The organism is Cupriavidus sp. 2TAF22 (genome assembly GCF_052115045.1).
Classification (GTDB): Bacteria; Pseudomonadota; Gammaproteobacteria; order Burkholderiales; family Burkholderiaceae; genus Cupriavidus.
In genome coordinates, this window is the sequence record NZ_JBFRFX010000044.1 from 1 (window position 1) to 16,887 (window position 16,887).

15 protein-coding genes are annotated in these 16,887 nt (G+C 66.4%); 12 read left to right on the forward strand and 3 right to left on the reverse strand.

Going from position 1 to position 16,887, the window contains the following annotated elements; genetic code table 11:
* Positions 1–159: biotin carboxylase N-terminal domain-containing protein (locus tag AB4Z48_RS33715; protein WP_441622188.1), on the reverse strand; the 159-nt coding region annotated here is incomplete at its 3' end.
* 510 nt (positions 160–669) lie between these two features.
* Between AB4Z48_RS33715 and AB4Z48_RS33720 the strand changes: the two genes are divergently transcribed.
* The 7 genes from AB4Z48_RS33720 to AB4Z48_RS33750 all read left to right on the forward strand — a co-directional run bounded on the left by AB4Z48_RS33720 (position 670) and on the right by AB4Z48_RS33750 (position 8,103).
* Entirely contained in the window at positions 670–957 is a 288-nt protein-coding gene (locus tag AB4Z48_RS33720) for a DUF3303 domain-containing protein (protein WP_441622103.1), read from the forward strand.
* A gap of 132 nt (positions 958–1,089) precedes the next feature.
* Positions 1,090–2,907, forward strand: a complete 1,818-nt coding sequence (locus AB4Z48_RS33725; protein ID WP_441622105.1) for an alkaline phosphatase D family protein — start codon at positions 1,090–1,092, stop codon at positions 2,905–2,907.
* A gap of 618 nt (positions 2,908–3,525) precedes the next feature.
* The gene (locus tag AB4Z48_RS33730) at positions 3,526–3,993 is read left to right on the forward strand and encodes a rhodanese-like domain-containing protein (RefSeq protein ID WP_441622107.1); all 468 of its coding nucleotides are present in this window, start codon (positions 3,526–3,528) and stop codon (positions 3,991–3,993) included.
* A 35-nt stretch (positions 3,994–4,028) separates the two neighbouring features.
* Positions 4,029–4,964, forward strand: coding sequence for a serine O-acetyltransferase EpsC (gene epsC / locus AB4Z48_RS33735; protein WP_441622109.1), 936 nt, complete (start codon positions 4,029–4,031; stop codon positions 4,962–4,964).
* Positions 4,961–5,224, forward strand: coding sequence for a helix-turn-helix domain-containing protein (locus tag AB4Z48_RS33740; RefSeq protein ID WP_441622111.1), 264 nt, complete (start codon positions 4,961–4,963; stop codon positions 5,222–5,224). The genes epsC and AB4Z48_RS33740 overlap by 4 nt, the downstream gene beginning before the upstream one ends.
* Positions 5,225–5,345: 121 nt before the next feature.
* Positions 5,346–6,278, forward strand: coding sequence for a family 2A encapsulin nanocompartment shell protein (locus AB4Z48_RS33745; RefSeq protein WP_441622113.1), 933 nt, complete (start codon positions 5,346–5,348; stop codon positions 6,276–6,278).
* On the forward strand, positions 6,253–8,103 hold the full coding sequence (locus AB4Z48_RS33750) for a family 2A encapsulin nanocompartment cargo protein cysteine desulfurase (RefSeq protein ID WP_441622115.1): 1,851 nt from the start codon (positions 6,253–6,255) through the stop codon (positions 8,101–8,103). The genes AB4Z48_RS33745 and AB4Z48_RS33750 overlap by 26 nt, the downstream gene beginning before the upstream one ends.
* Positions 8,104–8,340: 237 nt before the next feature.
* Here AB4Z48_RS33750 and AB4Z48_RS33755 read toward each other — a convergent pair whose 3' ends face one another.
* Positions 8,341–9,300 (reverse strand): LysR family transcriptional regulator, encoded by a 960-nt coding sequence (locus AB4Z48_RS33755; RefSeq protein WP_441622117.1) that lies wholly within the window; start codon positions 9,298–9,300, stop codon positions 8,341–8,343.
* A gap of 150 nt (positions 9,301–9,450) precedes the next feature.
* On the opposite strand from AB4Z48_RS33755, the gene AB4Z48_RS33760 reads away from it, so the two are divergent.
* The 4 genes from AB4Z48_RS33760 to AB4Z48_RS33775 all read left to right on the forward strand — a co-directional run bounded on the left by AB4Z48_RS33760 (position 9,451) and on the right by AB4Z48_RS33775 (position 15,110).
* Positions 9,451–10,680, forward strand: a complete 1,230-nt coding sequence (locus AB4Z48_RS33760; protein ID WP_441622119.1) for an acyl-CoA dehydrogenase family protein — start codon at positions 9,451–9,453, stop codon at positions 10,678–10,680.
* Positions 10,680–11,789 carry an NAD(P)H-dependent flavin oxidoreductase gene (locus AB4Z48_RS33765; protein ID WP_441622121.1) on the forward strand — a complete coding sequence of 370 codons (1,110 nt, stop codon included), beginning with the start codon at positions 10,680–10,682 and terminating at the stop codon, positions 11,787–11,789. Before AB4Z48_RS33760 ends, AB4Z48_RS33765 begins: the two co-directional genes overlap by 1 nt.
* An 88-nt stretch (positions 11,790–11,877) precedes the next feature.
* The gene (locus AB4Z48_RS33770; RefSeq protein WP_441622123.1) at positions 11,878–12,876 is read left to right on the forward strand and encodes a Bug family tripartite tricarboxylate transporter substrate binding protein; all 999 of its coding nucleotides are present in this window, start codon (positions 11,878–11,880) and stop codon (positions 12,874–12,876) included.
* Between the two features lie 38 nt (positions 12,877–12,914).
* A complete protein-coding gene (locus AB4Z48_RS33775; RefSeq protein WP_441622125.1) occupies positions 12,915–15,110 on the forward strand; it encodes an acetate--CoA ligase family protein in 2,196 nt (731 codons plus the stop codon).
* Positions 15,111–15,221: 111 nt separating this feature from the next.
* On the opposite strand, the gene AB4Z48_RS33780 is transcribed toward AB4Z48_RS33775, so the two are convergent.
* Positions 15,222–15,671, reverse strand: a complete 450-nt coding sequence (locus AB4Z48_RS33780; protein WP_441622127.1) for an organic hydroperoxide resistance protein — start codon at positions 15,669–15,671, stop codon at positions 15,222–15,224.
* Positions 15,672–16,152: 481 nt separating this feature from the next.
* Here AB4Z48_RS33780 and AB4Z48_RS33785 point away from each other — a divergent pair, with 481 nt between their 5' ends.
* A complete protein-coding gene (locus AB4Z48_RS33785) occupies positions 16,153–16,617 on the forward strand; it encodes a RidA family protein (protein WP_441622129.1) in 465 nt (154 codons plus the stop codon).
* Positions 16,618–16,887 lie beyond the last annotated feature (270 nt).

Here is a 16,887-nt window from a genome sequence, read left to right on the forward strand (position 1 = left end):
GTAGCTCTCATCGGCCTTGAAGCGATGGAGCGCGAGGCGGTCTTCCTTCGAATAGATCGCCACGGTCCGGATATTCATCTCGGCAGCCGCGCGCATCACGCGGATGGAGATCTCGGAACGGTTGGCAATCAGCAGGGATTTGATCGGGGCGTAGTCCATGAGCATCAGGAAACGGTGTTGCCACAACGCATGGCAACGGAAAGTCGGAGAGAAAGCGCTTCAGGTCAAGCCGTCCACACCACGAAATTTTCAGAGGGCCCTTGATGGCAGCCCCCCTACTCGCAGGAACCGGGCCAACACGCCAAAAAACTGGCATCTCCTTGATTTTGCTGAACATTAAGAAGCAGATCCACCGCATCTATTTCACTTTTGAAATCCTGAAGTTCAGATTTGAAAACCGATGCCCGGCACGAAGAAGCTGATCCCGTTGGCTGTTGTGCAGCACGCTCTCGCCGCCATCGCGCAGGCGATGGCGGCCGCTTGTCCGGCACCAGAACTTGCTCTTGGTGATTTCGCGCTGGCTATTTCTGCTCTTTCTACAATAGTGCTAGGCGGGCGAGGCCGTCACCATGACGCCGCCCGTCCAAGGCCGTTTCTGTCATTGCATCCAAGCTCAGGCAGCGCCCGTATAACAGGCTTCAATCGGCCAAACAGCAAAGGAGGCCATCCATGAAGTTCATGCTGACATTCACTTGGGCCCCGGATACGCGAGTCCGGGAGGACATAATCGGGCGATTCCAGAAGACCGGCGGGCTCCCGCCGGCGGGCGTCACCTTGCTGGGCAGATGGACCAGGGCAGACCTGAGCGGCGGCTTCGACCTGCTCGAGACAAACGATGTGAAGCTTCTGACTGAATTCGCCTACCTGTGGAGCGACCTGATGAAGCTTGAGGTCACGCCAGTACTGGAAGATGCCGACCTCAGCGAGGTCTTCCGGACGGCAGCAAAGCCGATGTGACACGGGCGAGGGCCAGTAGAACGTTGCCCGGCGCCTGTGGCAGGTCCCGCTCGACGCGCGGACGGTCACCGGTTCCGGATGCGCCTGTAGTCCGAGCGTACCGTGCCGGGTCCGGCGCGTAACGGAGGTTGGATGAAACGCCGTCATTTTCTGAAGTCGTCGGCCTTCTTTGCCATCGCCGTTGCATCCGGTGCGCTCACGGCTTGCGGGTCCGGGCCGCCGGGCGTCGCGTCGGCGCGCAAGGGCCGATACCTGTTCCCGCAGGGCATTGCCAGCGGCGACCCGCGGGACGCGTCGGTGGTGTTCTGGACCCGCTGCGTCGCCGCGCAGGGCGACGTTGACGTGGTGCCGGTGCGACTCGACGTGTCGACACGGCCGGACTTTGCAACGACCGTCGCAAGTGTACGGCTGAGCGCATTGCGCCGCTTCGACCATACCGTTCGGGCGAAAATCATCGGGTTGTCGCCGAAGACCCTGTACCACTACCGATTCGTCGCCGGCGATGACGTGACCGGCACCGGCACGGCGCTGACGGCGCCCGGCCCGGCCGATGCCAACACCCGGGTCCGCTTCGCGTGGCTCACGTGCCAGGACTGGGGCGTCAACCACTGGCAGGCGATGACGCTGATGGCGGCCGAGACGGATCTCGACTTCGTCGTGCACGTCGGCGACTACATCTATGAGACGGTGGGTGCGCAAGCGGCCAGCCCTGCGGAACCTGCGCACCCGCCGTTGAACCTGCCCGATGGGCAGCCGATGCCGGGCGGCGGCGTCTACGCCCATACGCTGGCCGACTATCGCGCGCTATATCGAACGTACCGGACCGACCCGCGACTGCAGGACGTTCATCGCCGGTTCCCGATCATTGCAATCTGGGATGATCACGAATTCTCTGACGATGGCTGGCAGGATCATCAGGCTTACACCAATGAGGGCAAGCAGGAGACGCAACGCCGGCGCAACGCCACCCGGGCGTGGGCCGAATATATGCCGATCGACTGGAGCGATGTGGAGTTCGCTCCGGAGGATGCGTCATATCGCAACATCCGCATCTATCGCGATTTCAGCTTTGGCTCGCTGATGCAACTGATCATGACCGACGAGCGGCTGTACCGCGACGGCCAGGTGATCAGCGCACGGGCGATAGCCGAGGCTCGCGGACACGATCCCGTTCACGGCGACGACGCAGTCGGATCGCGCTACTTCGTGAAGCCTGAGGTGCTGCAACGCTTCGAAGCATTGGCTACGGCGCGGCTTGGCCGCGCTCCGTCGATGCTGGGCCCGGCGCAAACCCAGTGGTGGAAGGACAAGCTGAAGACGTCGCGCGCCACATGGAAGGTGTGGGGCAACGAGGTCATGCTGAACCGGCTGTGGGCGGCCTTGCGCACCGCGAATGGCGCATCGGAGGACCGCTTCGTCATCAATTGCGATTCGTGGGACGGCTACCCCACGGACAAGCACGACCTGCTCGCCTACCTGGAACAGGCCTCGATCCGCAACGTCATCGCCATCACGGGGGATTTGCACGCCTTCCAGTGCGGCGTCGTGCGCGGCGGGCCGACCCCCGAGGCCGGCACGCCGGTGTTGGTTGATTTCGTCTGCGCCGGCATCAGCAGCACGTCGTTCTACACCTACGTCAAGGCAGCATGGAGCGGCACGCCGCTCGCTCCACTCGTCGCCACGCCAGCGGCGTTCGACGCTTTCCTCAAGGCCAACAACCCCGATCTCCAGTACGTCGATCACGACGCACAAGGATACGCATCGGCGACCGTCACCCAGGAAAGCTTCTCTGTCGTATTCAACAAGGTGAAGCGGCTGAACAGTGACGGCTCTGCGCCAGACCATGCGCTACTCCATCGCACCAGATTGACGGTTCTCAAGGACTCGACCAAGGTACGGATAGAGACCCTGGCGAACGAGCCGAAAAACGAGCCGATAACGAGCCGATAGCGCGATCTGTCTAGCCCGGCGCGCGATGCGAAGACCGGCCGGTGGTGGCGCGGGAGACGTGGATGCCGGCTCAGGGTTCTTCTCCCGGCGAACAAGCAAGAAGGACAATCGCCATGCGCTATATGCGCCAATGGACCGCTACCCGCGGCAATCCCTGCGGCATATGCATAGGCTCAATCATTCGTTGGTCCGACGCGGCTTGCTTCATAAACTTGGTGATCGATCCAGACGCACAAGCCCTGCCTCGCCTGGCAGGCATCGACATCGCGAGGCCATCCCAATGGTCGCGGCTGTACGCAGCTGGGCTGTCTCGCCCAGATCTCAGGGCAGCCTGATCAACAACCGACGACGCCTGATCCAGCTCGTTGCGCATATCGCCGCATGCCCTGCCGGGCGGCGCGCTCCTTTCCGCTTTCCATCCCATCGGCTCGGCGCTAGTCAGAACCGGAAGGTCCGGGGCGTCTTTAGAAATGCGGATTTCTTCGTTTTCATTCCTGTTGCGTCCTTTCATAGTGTGCCTGGTGGCTATAGACAGTTGCCATCGCCCTGCAACCGTGCGCTGTGCAAGCAAGCCGGCGCAATGCTGGCGGGGGTGAAGACCTGAAGGAGGAGAACGCTATGACGACTGCACTGGAAGAACGAATCGCGCATCCCGCGCTGCAAACTGCCCACGAGCTTGCCCGCTCCGCCGGCCTGCCCTACGCCGGCACCATCTCGCCGCGACAGGCGTGGGAGCTGCTCAACGCCGGCCACGCGCTGCTGGTCGATGTGCGCTCGCAGGAAGAGCGAACCTTTGTCGGCCATGTACCCGGCAGCCTGCACGTGCCCTGGGCGACCGGCACCAGCCTGACCCGCAACCCCCGCTTCGTGCGCGAACTCGAAGCCAAGACCGGCAAGGACGCGGTGGTGCTGTTGCTATGCCGCAGCGGCAATCGCTCAGCGCTCGCCGCCGAGGCGGCCACCAAGGCCGGACTGGCCCAGGTCTACAACGTGCAGGAAGGCTTTGAGGGCGATCTCGACGAACAACAGCGGCGCGGCGGCCTGGGCGGCTGGCGCTTTCACGGCCTGCCATGGTCGCAGCAGTAGTCGCCTGACTGGCGCAACAAAAGGAGTTGTCAGCAATGGCGAACTTTGACGTAGACGAAATCGTCCAGGCCTTGCAGCAGGTTCGCCGGCAATGGCGCGAGGGCCAGCAACGCTTGCTCGAGCCGGGCGGGCGAGACCTGCCCTCACGCGAAGCACTGGCCCAGATCGTGGTGGCCCTGAAGGGCGCGCTCTTTCCGATGCGCCTCGGGCCGCCGGACCTGCGCCAGGAGAGCGAGGATCTCTATATCGGACATTCGCTCGACGCGGCGCTGCATGCGCTGCTGACCCAGGCGCGCCTGGAGCTTCGCTACACCGCCCGTCACGCCGAGCACGGCCCGCCCGAGCTCGAGACCCGCGCGCTGGCCGCGGTGCGGGACTTTGCCGCCAGCCTGCCGCAGATCCGCATCCTGCTCGACAGCGACGTGCTGGCGGCCTACCACGGCGACCCGGCCGCCGGCAGCGTCGATGAAGTCTTGCTGTGCTACCCCGGCGTGCTGGCGATGATCCATCACCGCCTTGCCCATGTGTTGTACCAGCTCGGCCTGCCACTGCTGGCCCGCATCGTGGCCGAGCTGGCGCACGCCGAAACCGGCATCGATATCCATCCGGGCGCGCGCATCGGCAGCGGCTTCTTCATCGATCACGGTACCGGCGTGGTGATCGGCGAAACCGCCATCATCGGCGAACGGGTGCGCCTGTACCAGGCCGTCACGCTCGGCGCCAAGCGTTTTCCGCGCGATGCCAAGGGCCACCTGGAAAAAGGCCTGCCGCGCCATCCGATCGTCGAGGACGATGTGGTGATCTACGCCGGCGCGACCATCCTTGGCCGCATCACGCTGGGCCGCGGCGCGGTCATTGGTGGCAATGTCTGGGTCACGCAGGATGTCGCGCCCGGTGCGCATGTCACGCAGGCGGTATCGCGCAGCGAGGGCGAGCCTGCCCGACCCTTTGCGGAGGCTGCCCTGCCATGAACGACCTTGTCCGTACGCTGGGCAGCACCGTGCGCGAGTTGCGCGAAGTCCAAGGCTGGTCGCAGGAAACACTGGCCGAGCATGCCAGCCTGAACCGCTCCTACGTGGGCGAGATCGAGCGTGGCAGCGTGATCGCATCGATCGTCACGGTGGAGAAGCTCGCGCTGGCGCTGGGGGTGCCTATCGCCTGGCTGCTTGGCGCCAGCCATGGCGCGGAGCCGGAGCTGCGGCGCCAGGCCAGTGCCGGCGGTACACGCTAGCGGTATGTCACCAGGCGGGGCAGTTTGCCGTCTATAGCCTGTTGAAGGCGGCCATGACGGCTTTGATAATCGCCCTGCTCATAACCTTCCCTGTTTTTCTCATATCAACCAGGAGTTTTACATGTCGGCATCAGCAGGCAGCCAGACCGCGCTCGGCGATAACGCAGCACGGCAACTAGCCAACGCGACCAAGACCGTTCCCCAACTCGCGTCCATCACGCCTCGCTGGCTGACGCATTTCCTGCAATGGGTCCCGGTCGAGGCGGGCATCTATCGCCTGAACAAGGTGCAGAACCCTGAAACCGTACAGGTGGCCTGCACCCAGCGTGACAGCGAGGGCCGCCTGCCCCGCACCTTCGTCGACTACGAAGAGCAGCCCCGCGAGTATTTCCTGAACGCGGTCAGCACCGTGCTCGACGTGCATACGCGCGTGTCGGACCTGTACAGCAGCCCGCACGACCAGGTCAAGGAACAACTGCGCCTGACCATCGAGACCATCAAGGAGCACCAGGAAAGCGAACTGATCAACAACCCGGACTACGGCCTGCTGGCCAACGTGGCCGAAGAGCAGCGGATCTTCCCGCTGACCGGCGCGCCCACGCCGGACGATCTCGACGAGTTGCTCGGCAAGGTGTGGAAGGAGCCCGCGTTCTTCCTCGCGCATCCGCTGGCGATCACCGCCTTCGGGCGCGAATGCACGCGCCGTGGCGTGCCGCCGCCCACGGTCAGCCTGTTCGGCTCGCAGTTCATCACCTGGCGCGGCATTCCGCTGATTCCGTCGGACAAGGTGCCGGTGGCCGACGGCAAGAGCAAGATCCTGCTGCTGCGCGTGGGCGACAAGCGCCAGGGCGTGGTCGGCCTGTACCAGCCCGGCGTGGCGGGCGAACAGGGCCCGGGCTTGTCGGTGCGCTTCATGGGCATCAACGACCAGGCCATCGCCTCCTATCTGATCTCCCTGTACTGCTCGCTCGCGGTGCATGCGCCGGACGCGCTGGCGGTTCTCGATGACGTGGAAATCGGCAAGTACCATGACTACCCTGACACCTACAAGTAATCCGGGCGCAAGCGTTCCGGCAGCACCGCAGGTGCCCGCGGGCCTGCCCGATCCTGCCGTGCTGGCGCGGCTGGCCGGGGCCTTCTTCTCGGCCTTGCCGGGCAAGCCGGCGGAACTTGCGCCCGAGCTTGCCCCAGCGCTGGCCGTGGCCGGCAATCCCGCGCCTGCCGGCTCGCCGCTGGCGGGCCCGGGCGGCACGGGCACCGGCGTGCCTGGCGCCGCCATTCCCCAAGGCAAGGTGCCAGGCGCCAACCTGGCGCCGGCGGCGCCAACCCATGTGCTGTCGCTGGGCAACCGCGCGCCAGCGCTGCTGCCTAGCGCGGCCGCGCAGAACGGCCTGCCCGATACCGTGACCAACGCGGCGCCCGCGCTGGAAAGCCGCTTCGGCGGCACCGCGCTGGGGGTGCCACCGGTCGCCGATGCTTCGCCGCGGCCGGGGCAGGCGGCGAGCGCCTATTATTTCCTCGACACTGCGGGGCTTGCGTCACGCAGCGGCCCGGGCAGCCTGGACCGCATCGCACTGCCCGACGCGAGCGGTGTGCCGCGCCTGGTACCGCAAGGCGTTGGCCACGGCGACGCCTTGCCGTGGGCGGCGGCGCCGTCGGGCGCGCCGTTCGACGTGCACGCCGTGCGCCGCGACTTCCCGATCCTGCAGGAACGCGTCAATGGCCGCCCGCTGGTGTGGTTCGACAATGCCGCCACCACCCACAAGCCGCGCCAGGTGATCGAGCGCATCTCGCATTTCTATGCGCACGAGAACTCGAATATCCACCGCGCCGCGCATGCGCTGGCGGCGCGCGCCACCGATGCCTACGAGGCCGCGCGCAGCAAGGTGCAGCGCTTTATCGGCGCCGCCTCGCCCGACGAGATCATCTTCGTGCGCGGCGCCACCGAGGCGATCAACCTGATCGCCAAGACCTGGGGGGTGAGCCATGTAGGCGAAGGCGACGAGATCATCGTCTCGCACCTGGAGCATCACGCCAACATCGTGCCGTGGCAGCAACTTGCCGCGCAGGTCGGGGCCAGGCTGCGGGTCATACCGGTGGATGATTCCGGCCAGGTACGGCTGGACGAGTACCGGCGCCTGCTCAACCACCGCACCCGCATCGTGGCGGTGACGCAGGTCTCCAATGCGCTGGGCACGGTGGTGCCGGTCCGGGAAATCGTCGAACTGGCGCACCTTGCCGGCGCCAGGGCGCTGGTCGACGGCGCGCAGTCGGTCTCGCACATGCGCGTGGACGTGCAGGCCATCGATGCCGACTTCTTCGTGTTCTCGGGGCACAAGATCTTCGGCCCCACCGGCATCGGCGTGGTCTATGGCAAGCGCGAGATCCTGGAGCACATGCCACCCTGGCAAGGCGGCGGCAACATGATCGCCGACGTCACCTTCGAGCGCACCGAGTTCCAGCCGCCACCCAATCGCTTCGAGGCAGGCACCGGCAATATCGCCGATGCGGTCGGCCTCGGTGCCGCGCTGGATTATGTGGAACGCGTCGGCATCGACAGTATCGCCCGCTACGAGCATGACCTGCTCGAATATACCACCCGGCTGCTGGCGCCTGTCCCGGGGGTGCGGCTGATCGGCACCGCGCGGGACAAGGCCAGCGTGCTGTCCTTCGTGCTCAAGGGGTATGAGACCGAGGAAGTCGGCCGCGCGCTCAATGAAGAAGGCATTGCGGTGCGTTCAGGCCATCACTGCGCCCAGCCCATCCTGCGTCGCTTCGGCGTCGAGGCCACGGTGCGCCCGTCACTGGCTTTCTACAATACGACCGGGGAAGTCGATCACTTCATTTCGGTGATCCGCCGACTTGCCGGCCGGCGCTGACGGACGCGGCCATCTGGTCCCCGCCCTCGCCCGCCGGCCTTGCCGGCTGGCGAGGGCGTTTTCGCCATGAGCAATCGCTCCCGGCGATCCCTACTTTCCATTCCTGCCGCCCGCACAGTTCGCCCGGACAGTTCGCCCGCACAGTTCGCCCGATTCGTCCAACCCGGTGATCCGGCCGCGGTGATGGAAGCGCCCACGCACGCAAGAGCGGCGCCTGTGCTTCGCCGCGACCACCACCTATCGCCGCCACATGCCTTCGCGGATCAACGCATCCGCAATCCCCGGGATCATCTGCGCCACCTGCCGCGCGGCAGCCGTAAACGGGCGCTGGCTGCTGGTGGCCAGCACGACCGATTGCCGCAAGGCGCGGTCCGACAGCGGCACGCCATCGAAGTCACCGCTCTCCAGCTCGGCTGCGACCGCGTGGTAGGGCAGCACGGAGAACGCGGCGTGGTCAAACATGATGCGCTTGATGACCACCGATGAGCTGGCCTCCATGCAGACATTGAGCGGGATGCGATGGGCGATGGCCAGCTCGTCGAGCAGGTTGCGGATGGCGTTGGGGGGCACCGGCAGCACCAGCGGCACGCCGCCGAGCTGGCGCGCCGTGATCGACGCCGGCCTGCCGCCCACCGTGCGCCAGTGCGCCTGCAAGGCCGCGCGCCGGCCCACCAGCATCAGCGGCGTGTCGAGCAGGCGCCGGTAGCTGTTCCGGCCTTCGGCGCGGTAGCGGTTGAGCACCGCAAGGTCGATGCTGCCCTGCGTCAGCCGGGTCTCGATCTCCCCGCTGTAGCCCTCCACGATGCGCAGCCGGACCGCCGGCAGGCGCTCCTGCACGGCGGCGTAGAGCCGGCTCGACAGCAGCGGCGCCACCGCCGGCACCAGCCCGAGCGTGACCATCCCGCCGACGTTGCCCGCCTCGCCCCGCGCCGACTCCACCAGTTGCCGGGCGCCGGCCAGCAGCGGCTCGGCGTCGGCGAGCACCTGCGCGGCCAGCGTGGTCGGCCGTACGCCGCGCCCGGTGCGGTAGAACAGCGCGCCGCCGAACATCCGCTCCAGTTCGGCCACCTGCCTGCTGATGGCCGACTGCGCCAGCCCGAGCTGCGCCGCTGCCCCCGAAACGCTGCCCGTGCGCGCCACCGCCACGAAGGTCGCCAGCGCCTTGAGTGTGAGGTCCTGCCCTGCTTCCGTTTGCATGCCTTGGCTCCCGCTATCTTCCGGCGAGATACCTGCTTTCTCCTGCCGGCATTGATCGGAGGATACCGCCTCTCTATCGTTACAAGCAATGGACACCGACGAGCACCGACCACACTGACCACACTGACCCACACGAGGAGACACCGACCCATGCCCCTATCCGCCGAACGCCATCCGCTGGCGCCGCTCGACGCGGCGCAAACCGATACGCTGGCCCGAGTCCAGGCGCTGGTCCAGGAAACCATCGGCCCGAAGGCCAATGCGGCAAACCGCAATGACGACTTCGCCTGGGACACCTTCCGCGCGCTGGCCGAAAGCGGCGTCATCGCCACGGCATTCCCCCGGGAATTTGGCGGCACGGCGGCATCGATGCTGCTGCGCGTCAGGATCATCGAAGAAATCGCCCGGGTCTGCAGCACCGCGGCCTCGCTCGTGACGGGCACGGACCTGTCGTCGCGCCCGATCGTCGCGGGCGGCTCGCCCGAGCTGTGCGCGCAGACGGTGCCGCTGCTGGCCCGCGGCGACAAGCAATCCGCGTTCGCGCTGACCGAGCCCGGCGCGGGCTCGGACCTCGCTCGGCTGCGCACCGTCGCCAGCCGGCACCCCGGCGGCTACCGGTTGTCGGGGGTGAAGAAGTTCATTACCCGCGCCACGGTGGCCGACATGTTTGTGGTGGTGGCATCGCTCGCCGACGGGCCCGGCGGCAGCAAAGGGCTGACTGCGTTCCTGGTGCCGCGCGAAGCCGAAGGGCTCAGCGTCTCGGCCATCATCCCCAAGCTCGGCTGGCATGGCGTGCCGATCGCGGAGGTGCGTCTGGACGACGTGTTCGTGCCGGCGTCGCATCGCCTCGGCGAAGAGGGACAGGGCATGGCGCTGGCGCAGGACACGCTGGTGCGCGCCCGGATCGGCCATGCGGCGATTGCACTGGGGCGGATGGCCGGCGCGCTGCAGATCGCGGCGCAGTACGCCGGGCATCGGCAAGTGTCGGGCAAGGCAGTGGGCGAGCACCAGGGCATCCAGTGGATGCTGGCCGACATGGCAGCGCGCATCGAAGCCGCGCGCTGCCTGGTGTACAGCGCGGCGCAGCGCTACGACCGCGAGGACCCCGAAACGTCGATCCACGCCTCGATCGCCAAGATGCACAGCACCGACCTGTGCATGCGCGTGGTGGTGGACTGCGCGCAGCTGCTCGGCGGCAACAGCTACCTGAATGCCTATCCGATCGAACGCTTCCTGCGCGATGCCAAGATGAACCAGATCGGCGAGGGCACCAGCGAAGTCCACAAGAACCTGATCGGCAGGTACGTGATGAAGACGGCAGCGGCGATGCCGCAGCACCCCTGCCTCGACTTTGACCCGGACCTGTTCGGAGCGCACTGATGACCGAGACCAGCCACAATCCCCTGGCCAACGCGCTGTGCCGCCGGCTCGGCATCCGCTACCCGATCTTCGGACTGGCGCACAGCATCGAAGTGGCCGCGGCGATCTCCAATGCGGGCGGACTCGGCGTCTATGCCGCCGCGCGCGACGGCCCCAACGAACTCGCGCAAAAGCTGCGCGACCTGCGCGCGCTGTGTCCCGGCGTTCCCGTCGGCGTGGACCTGCTGCTGCCGACCGCGCTGCCGGGCGTCTCCACCCCCGATGACGTGGCGGCGGCCATTCCGGACGGGCATCGCCAGTTTGTCGACAGCCTGTTCGAGCGCTTCGATGTGCCGCCGGCCTCGCAAGGCAACTTCTTCTCGCAGTATGTGCGCTCGCAGGCCTTGTTCGAGGAGCAGGTCGAGGCAGTGGCCGAGAGCGCGGTAGAAGTCTTCGCGGCCGGTGTCGGCACGCCCGTCGACACCCTTGCCAGGGTGCGGCGTGCCGGCAAGACCACGATGGCGCTGGTCGGCGCCATCAAGCATGCACGCAAGGCCATCGCGGCCGGCGTCGATGTGCTGGTCGCGCAGGGCTATGACGCGGGCGGGCATACCGGGACCACCGGCACCTTCACGCTGGTGCCGCAGATCATCGCGGCGGCGGAAGGCCGGCCGGTGCTTGCCGCCGGCGGCGTCGGCGAAGGCAGCCAGGTCGCCGCGGCACTGGCGATGGGTGCGCAAGGCGCATGGCTCGGCACGGTGTGGCTGGGCAGCACCGAGCACCGGCTGCCGGCCGCGCTGACCGAGCGGCTGCTGGCCGCGGGCAGCGAAGACACCGTCATCACGCGCGCGCACAGCGGCAAGCCTTGCCGGGTGGTGCGCAGCGCGTTCTCCGACGCGTGGGCGGCGCCCGGCGCCCCCGAGCCGCTCGACATGCCTTACCAGCAGGCGCTGACCGGGCGCCTGCTGGCGGCGGTGGAAGAGCACGAGATCGCGCCGCTGATGTACGAGGCGGCGGGCCAGAGTGTCGCCTGGGTGCGGGAAGTCGAGCCGGTGGCGACCATCATGGAGCGGCTGGTACGCGAGACGCAGCAGTCGCTGGAGCGCCTGCGCAGCTACCTGCCGGGCTGACCGGCAGAGGCGGCAGAGGCAGCAGAGGCAGCTATACCTGGAATAAAGGCACCCGGCACGAAAGCCGGGGCCAGAACAAGGAGACAACATGGATCGCCGAGCATTCGCACGGACTGCGTTGCAAACCACCCTGGCGCTGGCCGCCCCCGGCTGGCTGCCGGCACTGGCCCGGGCCGCCACGGGACCGGGCAACTACCCCGACCGGCCGGTGCGCGCGATCGTGCCGTATCCGGTGGGAGGCGTGGTCGACATCACGCTGCGCGCGGCGCTCGACCGGATGTCGCTGGACCTGCCGCAGCGCGTGGTGGTGGAAAACCGGCCGGGCGCCGACGGCCGCATCGGCATCGAGTTCGCCGGCCGCGCGCCGGCGGACGGGTACACGCTGCTGGGCGTGACCCCGGTGCTGGCGGTGGCCCAGACGCTGTATCCCGACTCCGGCATCCGCGTGCAGAACTTCCGCGCCATCGGCGCGGTGGCGGCGGTGCCCTCGGTCTTCGTGGTCCACAACGACGTGCCGGTGAAGACGTTGAAGGAATTCGCGGCATGGGCCAAGGCGCGGCCGGGCGAGGTCAATGTCCCGGTGCCGGGCGCGGGCAACTCGTTGCATCTCGCGCAGGAGCTGTTCTTTGAATCGACCGGCCTGCGGGTCACCAATGTCGGCTACAAGGGCCAGCCGCCTTCGGTGCTGGACCTGGGGCGCGGGCAACTGCAGTTTGCGCTGGTGTCGCAGAACCTGATCCTGCCGCTGATCCAGTCCAAGCGCGTGCGGCCGCTTGCCGTCAATGCCACCAGGCGGACGCGCTCGCTGCCCGACATCCCGACCATTGCCGAGGCGGGCTATCCGGACGCGCTGGTGCAGTCGTGGTACGGGCTCGCCGTCCACGCACGCACCGCGCCGGCCATCGTCGACTACCTCGGCTCTGCATTGCAGGCGGCCATGGGCACCGCCGATGTGCGCAACAAGCTCGCGGCGCTCGACGCGGAGATCCTCGCGCTCGACGCGAAGCAGTTCGACAAGCTCCTGCAGGCCGAAACCACGCGCTGGGCGGCGCTGATCAAGGCCCGGGACATCAAGGTGGACGCATGAAGCACGCGACCCATCCGGAAGTACGCCAGGAACACCTCATGTCCACTTTCAAGCATTTCTTCAACCCACGCTCCGTTACCGTCATCGGCGCCTCGCAGGACCTGGCATCCATCAGCGGACAGCCGATCGCGCATCTCAAGGCCAAGGGCTACACGGGCCGGATCCTGCCCGTCAATCCGCGCTATGCAGAAGTGGGCGGGTATCCGTGCTATCCGGATGTCGCATCGCTGCCCATCGCGCCCGACGTCGCGGTGATCGCCGTGGCGGCCAAGCGCGTCGCCAGCGCGCTGGCCGATCTTGGCCGCAAGGGCTGCCGATTCGCGGTGATCCTCTCTTCCGGCTTCGCCGAGACGGGTGAGGAAGGCGCGCAGGCGCGGCGCAACATCGCTGCCACGGCCCGCGAATTCGGCATGCACGTAATCGGCCCGAACTGCCAGGGCTATATGAACGTCAGCGATGGCATCCATGTCGGCTTCGGCGCGCCCTACGGCCTGACCTACCCAGCCGGCAATCTCAGCCTCACCTCGCAGAGCGGCGCCTTCGGCAATTCGATCGTGATGCTGGCGAGCCAGGAAGGCATTGGCTTCCGGCACTACGTCTCGACCGGCAACGAATCCGTGACGACCTCGCTCGACTTCATGGACGCGATGATCGACGACCCCGAAACCCACGTGATCGCCGGCTATGTCGAGGGCTTCCAGGATGCGCACAGGCTCGTGGGCATCGGCCAGCGCGCGCTGCGTGCCGGCAAGCCGATGCTCATCTGGAAAGTCGGCACGTCTGAAGCTGGCGCCAGGGCGGCTGCATCGCACACCGCCAACCTCGGCGGTGCCATGGCGCTGTACCGCGCCGCATTCCGGCAGAGCGGGATCATCGAAGTGAACGATGTCGGCGATCTGGCGGACTGCGCCAAGGCCCTGTTGCCACGGCGCTTTCCCAAGGGCAACCGGCTCGCGGTCGTCACGATTTCCGGTGGCGCCGGCATTGCGATGGCGGACGGCGCGACCAACGGTGGATTGCAGTTGCCCGCGCTCGAAGCATCGACCGTGAGTGCGCTCAAGCAGGTGCTTCCTTCGTTTGCAGCGGTGGCAAATCCACTGGACGTGACGGCGAGTCTGCTGGCCGACGCCAACCTCCTCAAAGTCACGCTCGAGAAACTTGCAGACGATCCGAACGTGGATCTGATCGGCCTTGCGCTCGCCGCCGCCAGCGGCAAGCTCGCTGTCGAGCTGGCTCGCGAGATCGTCCGCGTCTCGCGGGAGCGCGACATTCCGATCCTCGTCGCGTGGAATGCCGATCCGGCCAGCGTGCAGGAGGCCTATGACATCCTGGATCGCGCCGGTATTCCGCGCTACCAATCCCCGGTGCGCTGTGCGCGTGGTGCCGGCGCATTGTGGGCTTTCGCACAGGCGCGCATGCGCATCGAGACGCTGGCCAGCGAGAAGCCGCTCCTCATTCATCGGCCTGAGGTGTGCCGCGCCATCGCCGGCCGCGGCACGGACCTGACCGAATACGAGGCCAAGCAGGTATTGAGCGCCTATGGCATCCGCGGCACGCAAGAGCAACTGGCGACCAGTGCATCGGACGCGGTTCGCCTCGCCGCTGACCTGGGCGGTCCGGTGGTCATGAAGGTCCAGTCGACCGACATTCCGCACAAGACCGAGGCCGGCGGCGTGCGCGTGGGCATGCAGGGCAGCGACACCGTCTCGGCTGCCTTCGACGAGATCATGCGCAATGCGCAGGCCTATGCGCCGCAAGCGGTGCTCGACGGCGTGCTGGTGCAGGAGATGGTCAGCGGCGCGAACGAACTCATCCTCGGCGTCAACAACGATCCGCTGTTCGGACCCGCCGTCATGGTGGGCTTCGGTGGTATCTACGCCGAGGTGATGAAGGATGTGAGTTTTCGCCTCGCGCCCATCGTGCGGTCGGAAGCGGAACAAATGGTGCGTGAACTGCGGGCCTTCGCGATCCTGGATGGCGCCCGGGGCCGCCCAAAGGCGGACCTCGACGCGCTGGTCGACACGCTCATGCATTTGTCGGCGCTGGCCATCGATCTTCGCAATGTCGTGCAGGAAATCGACATCAATCCGCTGTTCGTCCTGAAAGCCGGCGAAGGGGTTAGGGCCGGCGATGCGCTGGCCAAGCCGTTGATGCAGACGCGGGCGGTGGCATGGGACGTCGAGGCGCGCGCACCGCGTGCCGTCGCCGCTGCCGCTGCCGCTGCCGGCCTGTAGCGCCGCCTCCAAGCCAACGCCCCTCGCAGCGTGTCGATGTCCGCACGCTCGCTGGATCAGATCATCGGGTGGATCGCAGGCCTGCCTGCCACGCGGGCAGGCCTTGCGCCGTCAGACCACGTCGATCACGACATTGATATTGCCGTGTGTGGCCTTCGAGTACGGGCAACGCTGATGCGCATCCTGCGCCAGCGAAAGCGCGGTCTCGCGGTCGAAGCCAGGCAGGCTGACAGTCAGGCGAGCCTGCAGGAAGTAGGCTTCCCCGGTCATGCCAAGATCGACCTCGGCGTCAACAGCCACATCGGCCGGTAGCGTGACTCCCCCGGCCTGGGCAGCCTTGCCGAGCGCACCGATGAAGCAGGCAGACCAGCCCGCTGCGAACAGTTGCTCGGGATTGGTTCCGCTACCTGCGCTGCCCGGGCGCGTGAGCTTGATATCCAGACGACCGTCATCGCTGCGGGCCGCGCCATCGCGTCCACCGGCGGTATGGGTCTTGCCGGTGTAGAGAACTTTCTCGATCTCGCTCGTGCCGGTGTAGACAGCTTTTTCGATCTTGCTCATCTTTGACTCCTTGTCAGTGATTTGAAATAACCGAATCGGACAATTGCCGAGCCGGAGGGCATACAGGGAGCATTTAAGAAGATCGATGTATCAGCGGTGTAGCGATACGCAGGCAGATTCTTGAGCGTGTGTATCCCGGCCGCGGTCTGATACAGAGGAATACAAAACGGAGGGGCGAGGTGGCGCTTTCCACACCGTTTCAAAAACTGACCGCCGGCTCCGTCGAGACAACCGTTGGCCACCAGGGTGACGCGCATCTCCGCGCATCTCGTCGCGGGCTTGGTATCGTGATGCATCCGACACGAGTCCGCACAGGATCCTTTTCATTTCCCAATAGCGTGAATGGCGCCATTCTGGCCGGATTACGCGYTGTCCACTTGTTCCCCCATGTAGCAAATCCTGTTCCGACCGATGCCTTTATCAGGTGAGGCCCACCGCCTAAAGTCATGCCATAAGCAACCGAACCCCATCAGGAGCCATCATGTCCGTTCAGGAACGCCTCGCAGCACATGGGCTGACACTGCCCAATCCGCCCCAGCCACTGGGCAGCTACACGGCTGTCAGCCAGGCAGGAGACCTACTCTTCATTTCCGGGCAGTTGCCGCTGGCTGATGGCAAGGTGGTCTGGCAGGGCCAAGTCGGCAAGGACCTGACCCTCGAGGAAGGCCAGCGCGCCGCGAAGCTTGCCGCGCTCAATGTGCTGGCCCAGATCCACGCGCATCTGGGCGGCTTCGAGCGGCTGGACCATATCGTCCGCCTCGAAGGTCACGTGACCAGCGCCGAGGGATGGCTGCAGCAGCCGGCGGTGCTGGATGGCGCGTCCGATTTTTTCGCCGACGTGCTCGGCGAAAAGGCCGGCCATGCGCGGGCCGCCTACTCCCACTTCCAGCAGCCCGGCAATGCGGCGGTGATTCTGGTGGTGATTGCCCAGATCCGGCCAGCCTGACCCCCCATGGTTGGAGATCGTGGCTTGCCGCCGTGCGCCACGCCGCTTCTGGCCGACTTCCTCGCCTTGAAGGCTTGGCCGTCGAGCCGGCTGGACACGCTGAGGTTTCCTCCTGTCCACATAAGAACTTCTTGGTTACCGTTCTTGGTTACCGTAATGCGGGCCATCTGGCCCGCTGGCCCATATGGAATTCGCTGGCGAGGGTCTGATCTAACAATCTGAACGCGAAGGTTCAGTGCTCTTGCCAGATTCTCCTCGTCCCGGTCCTGC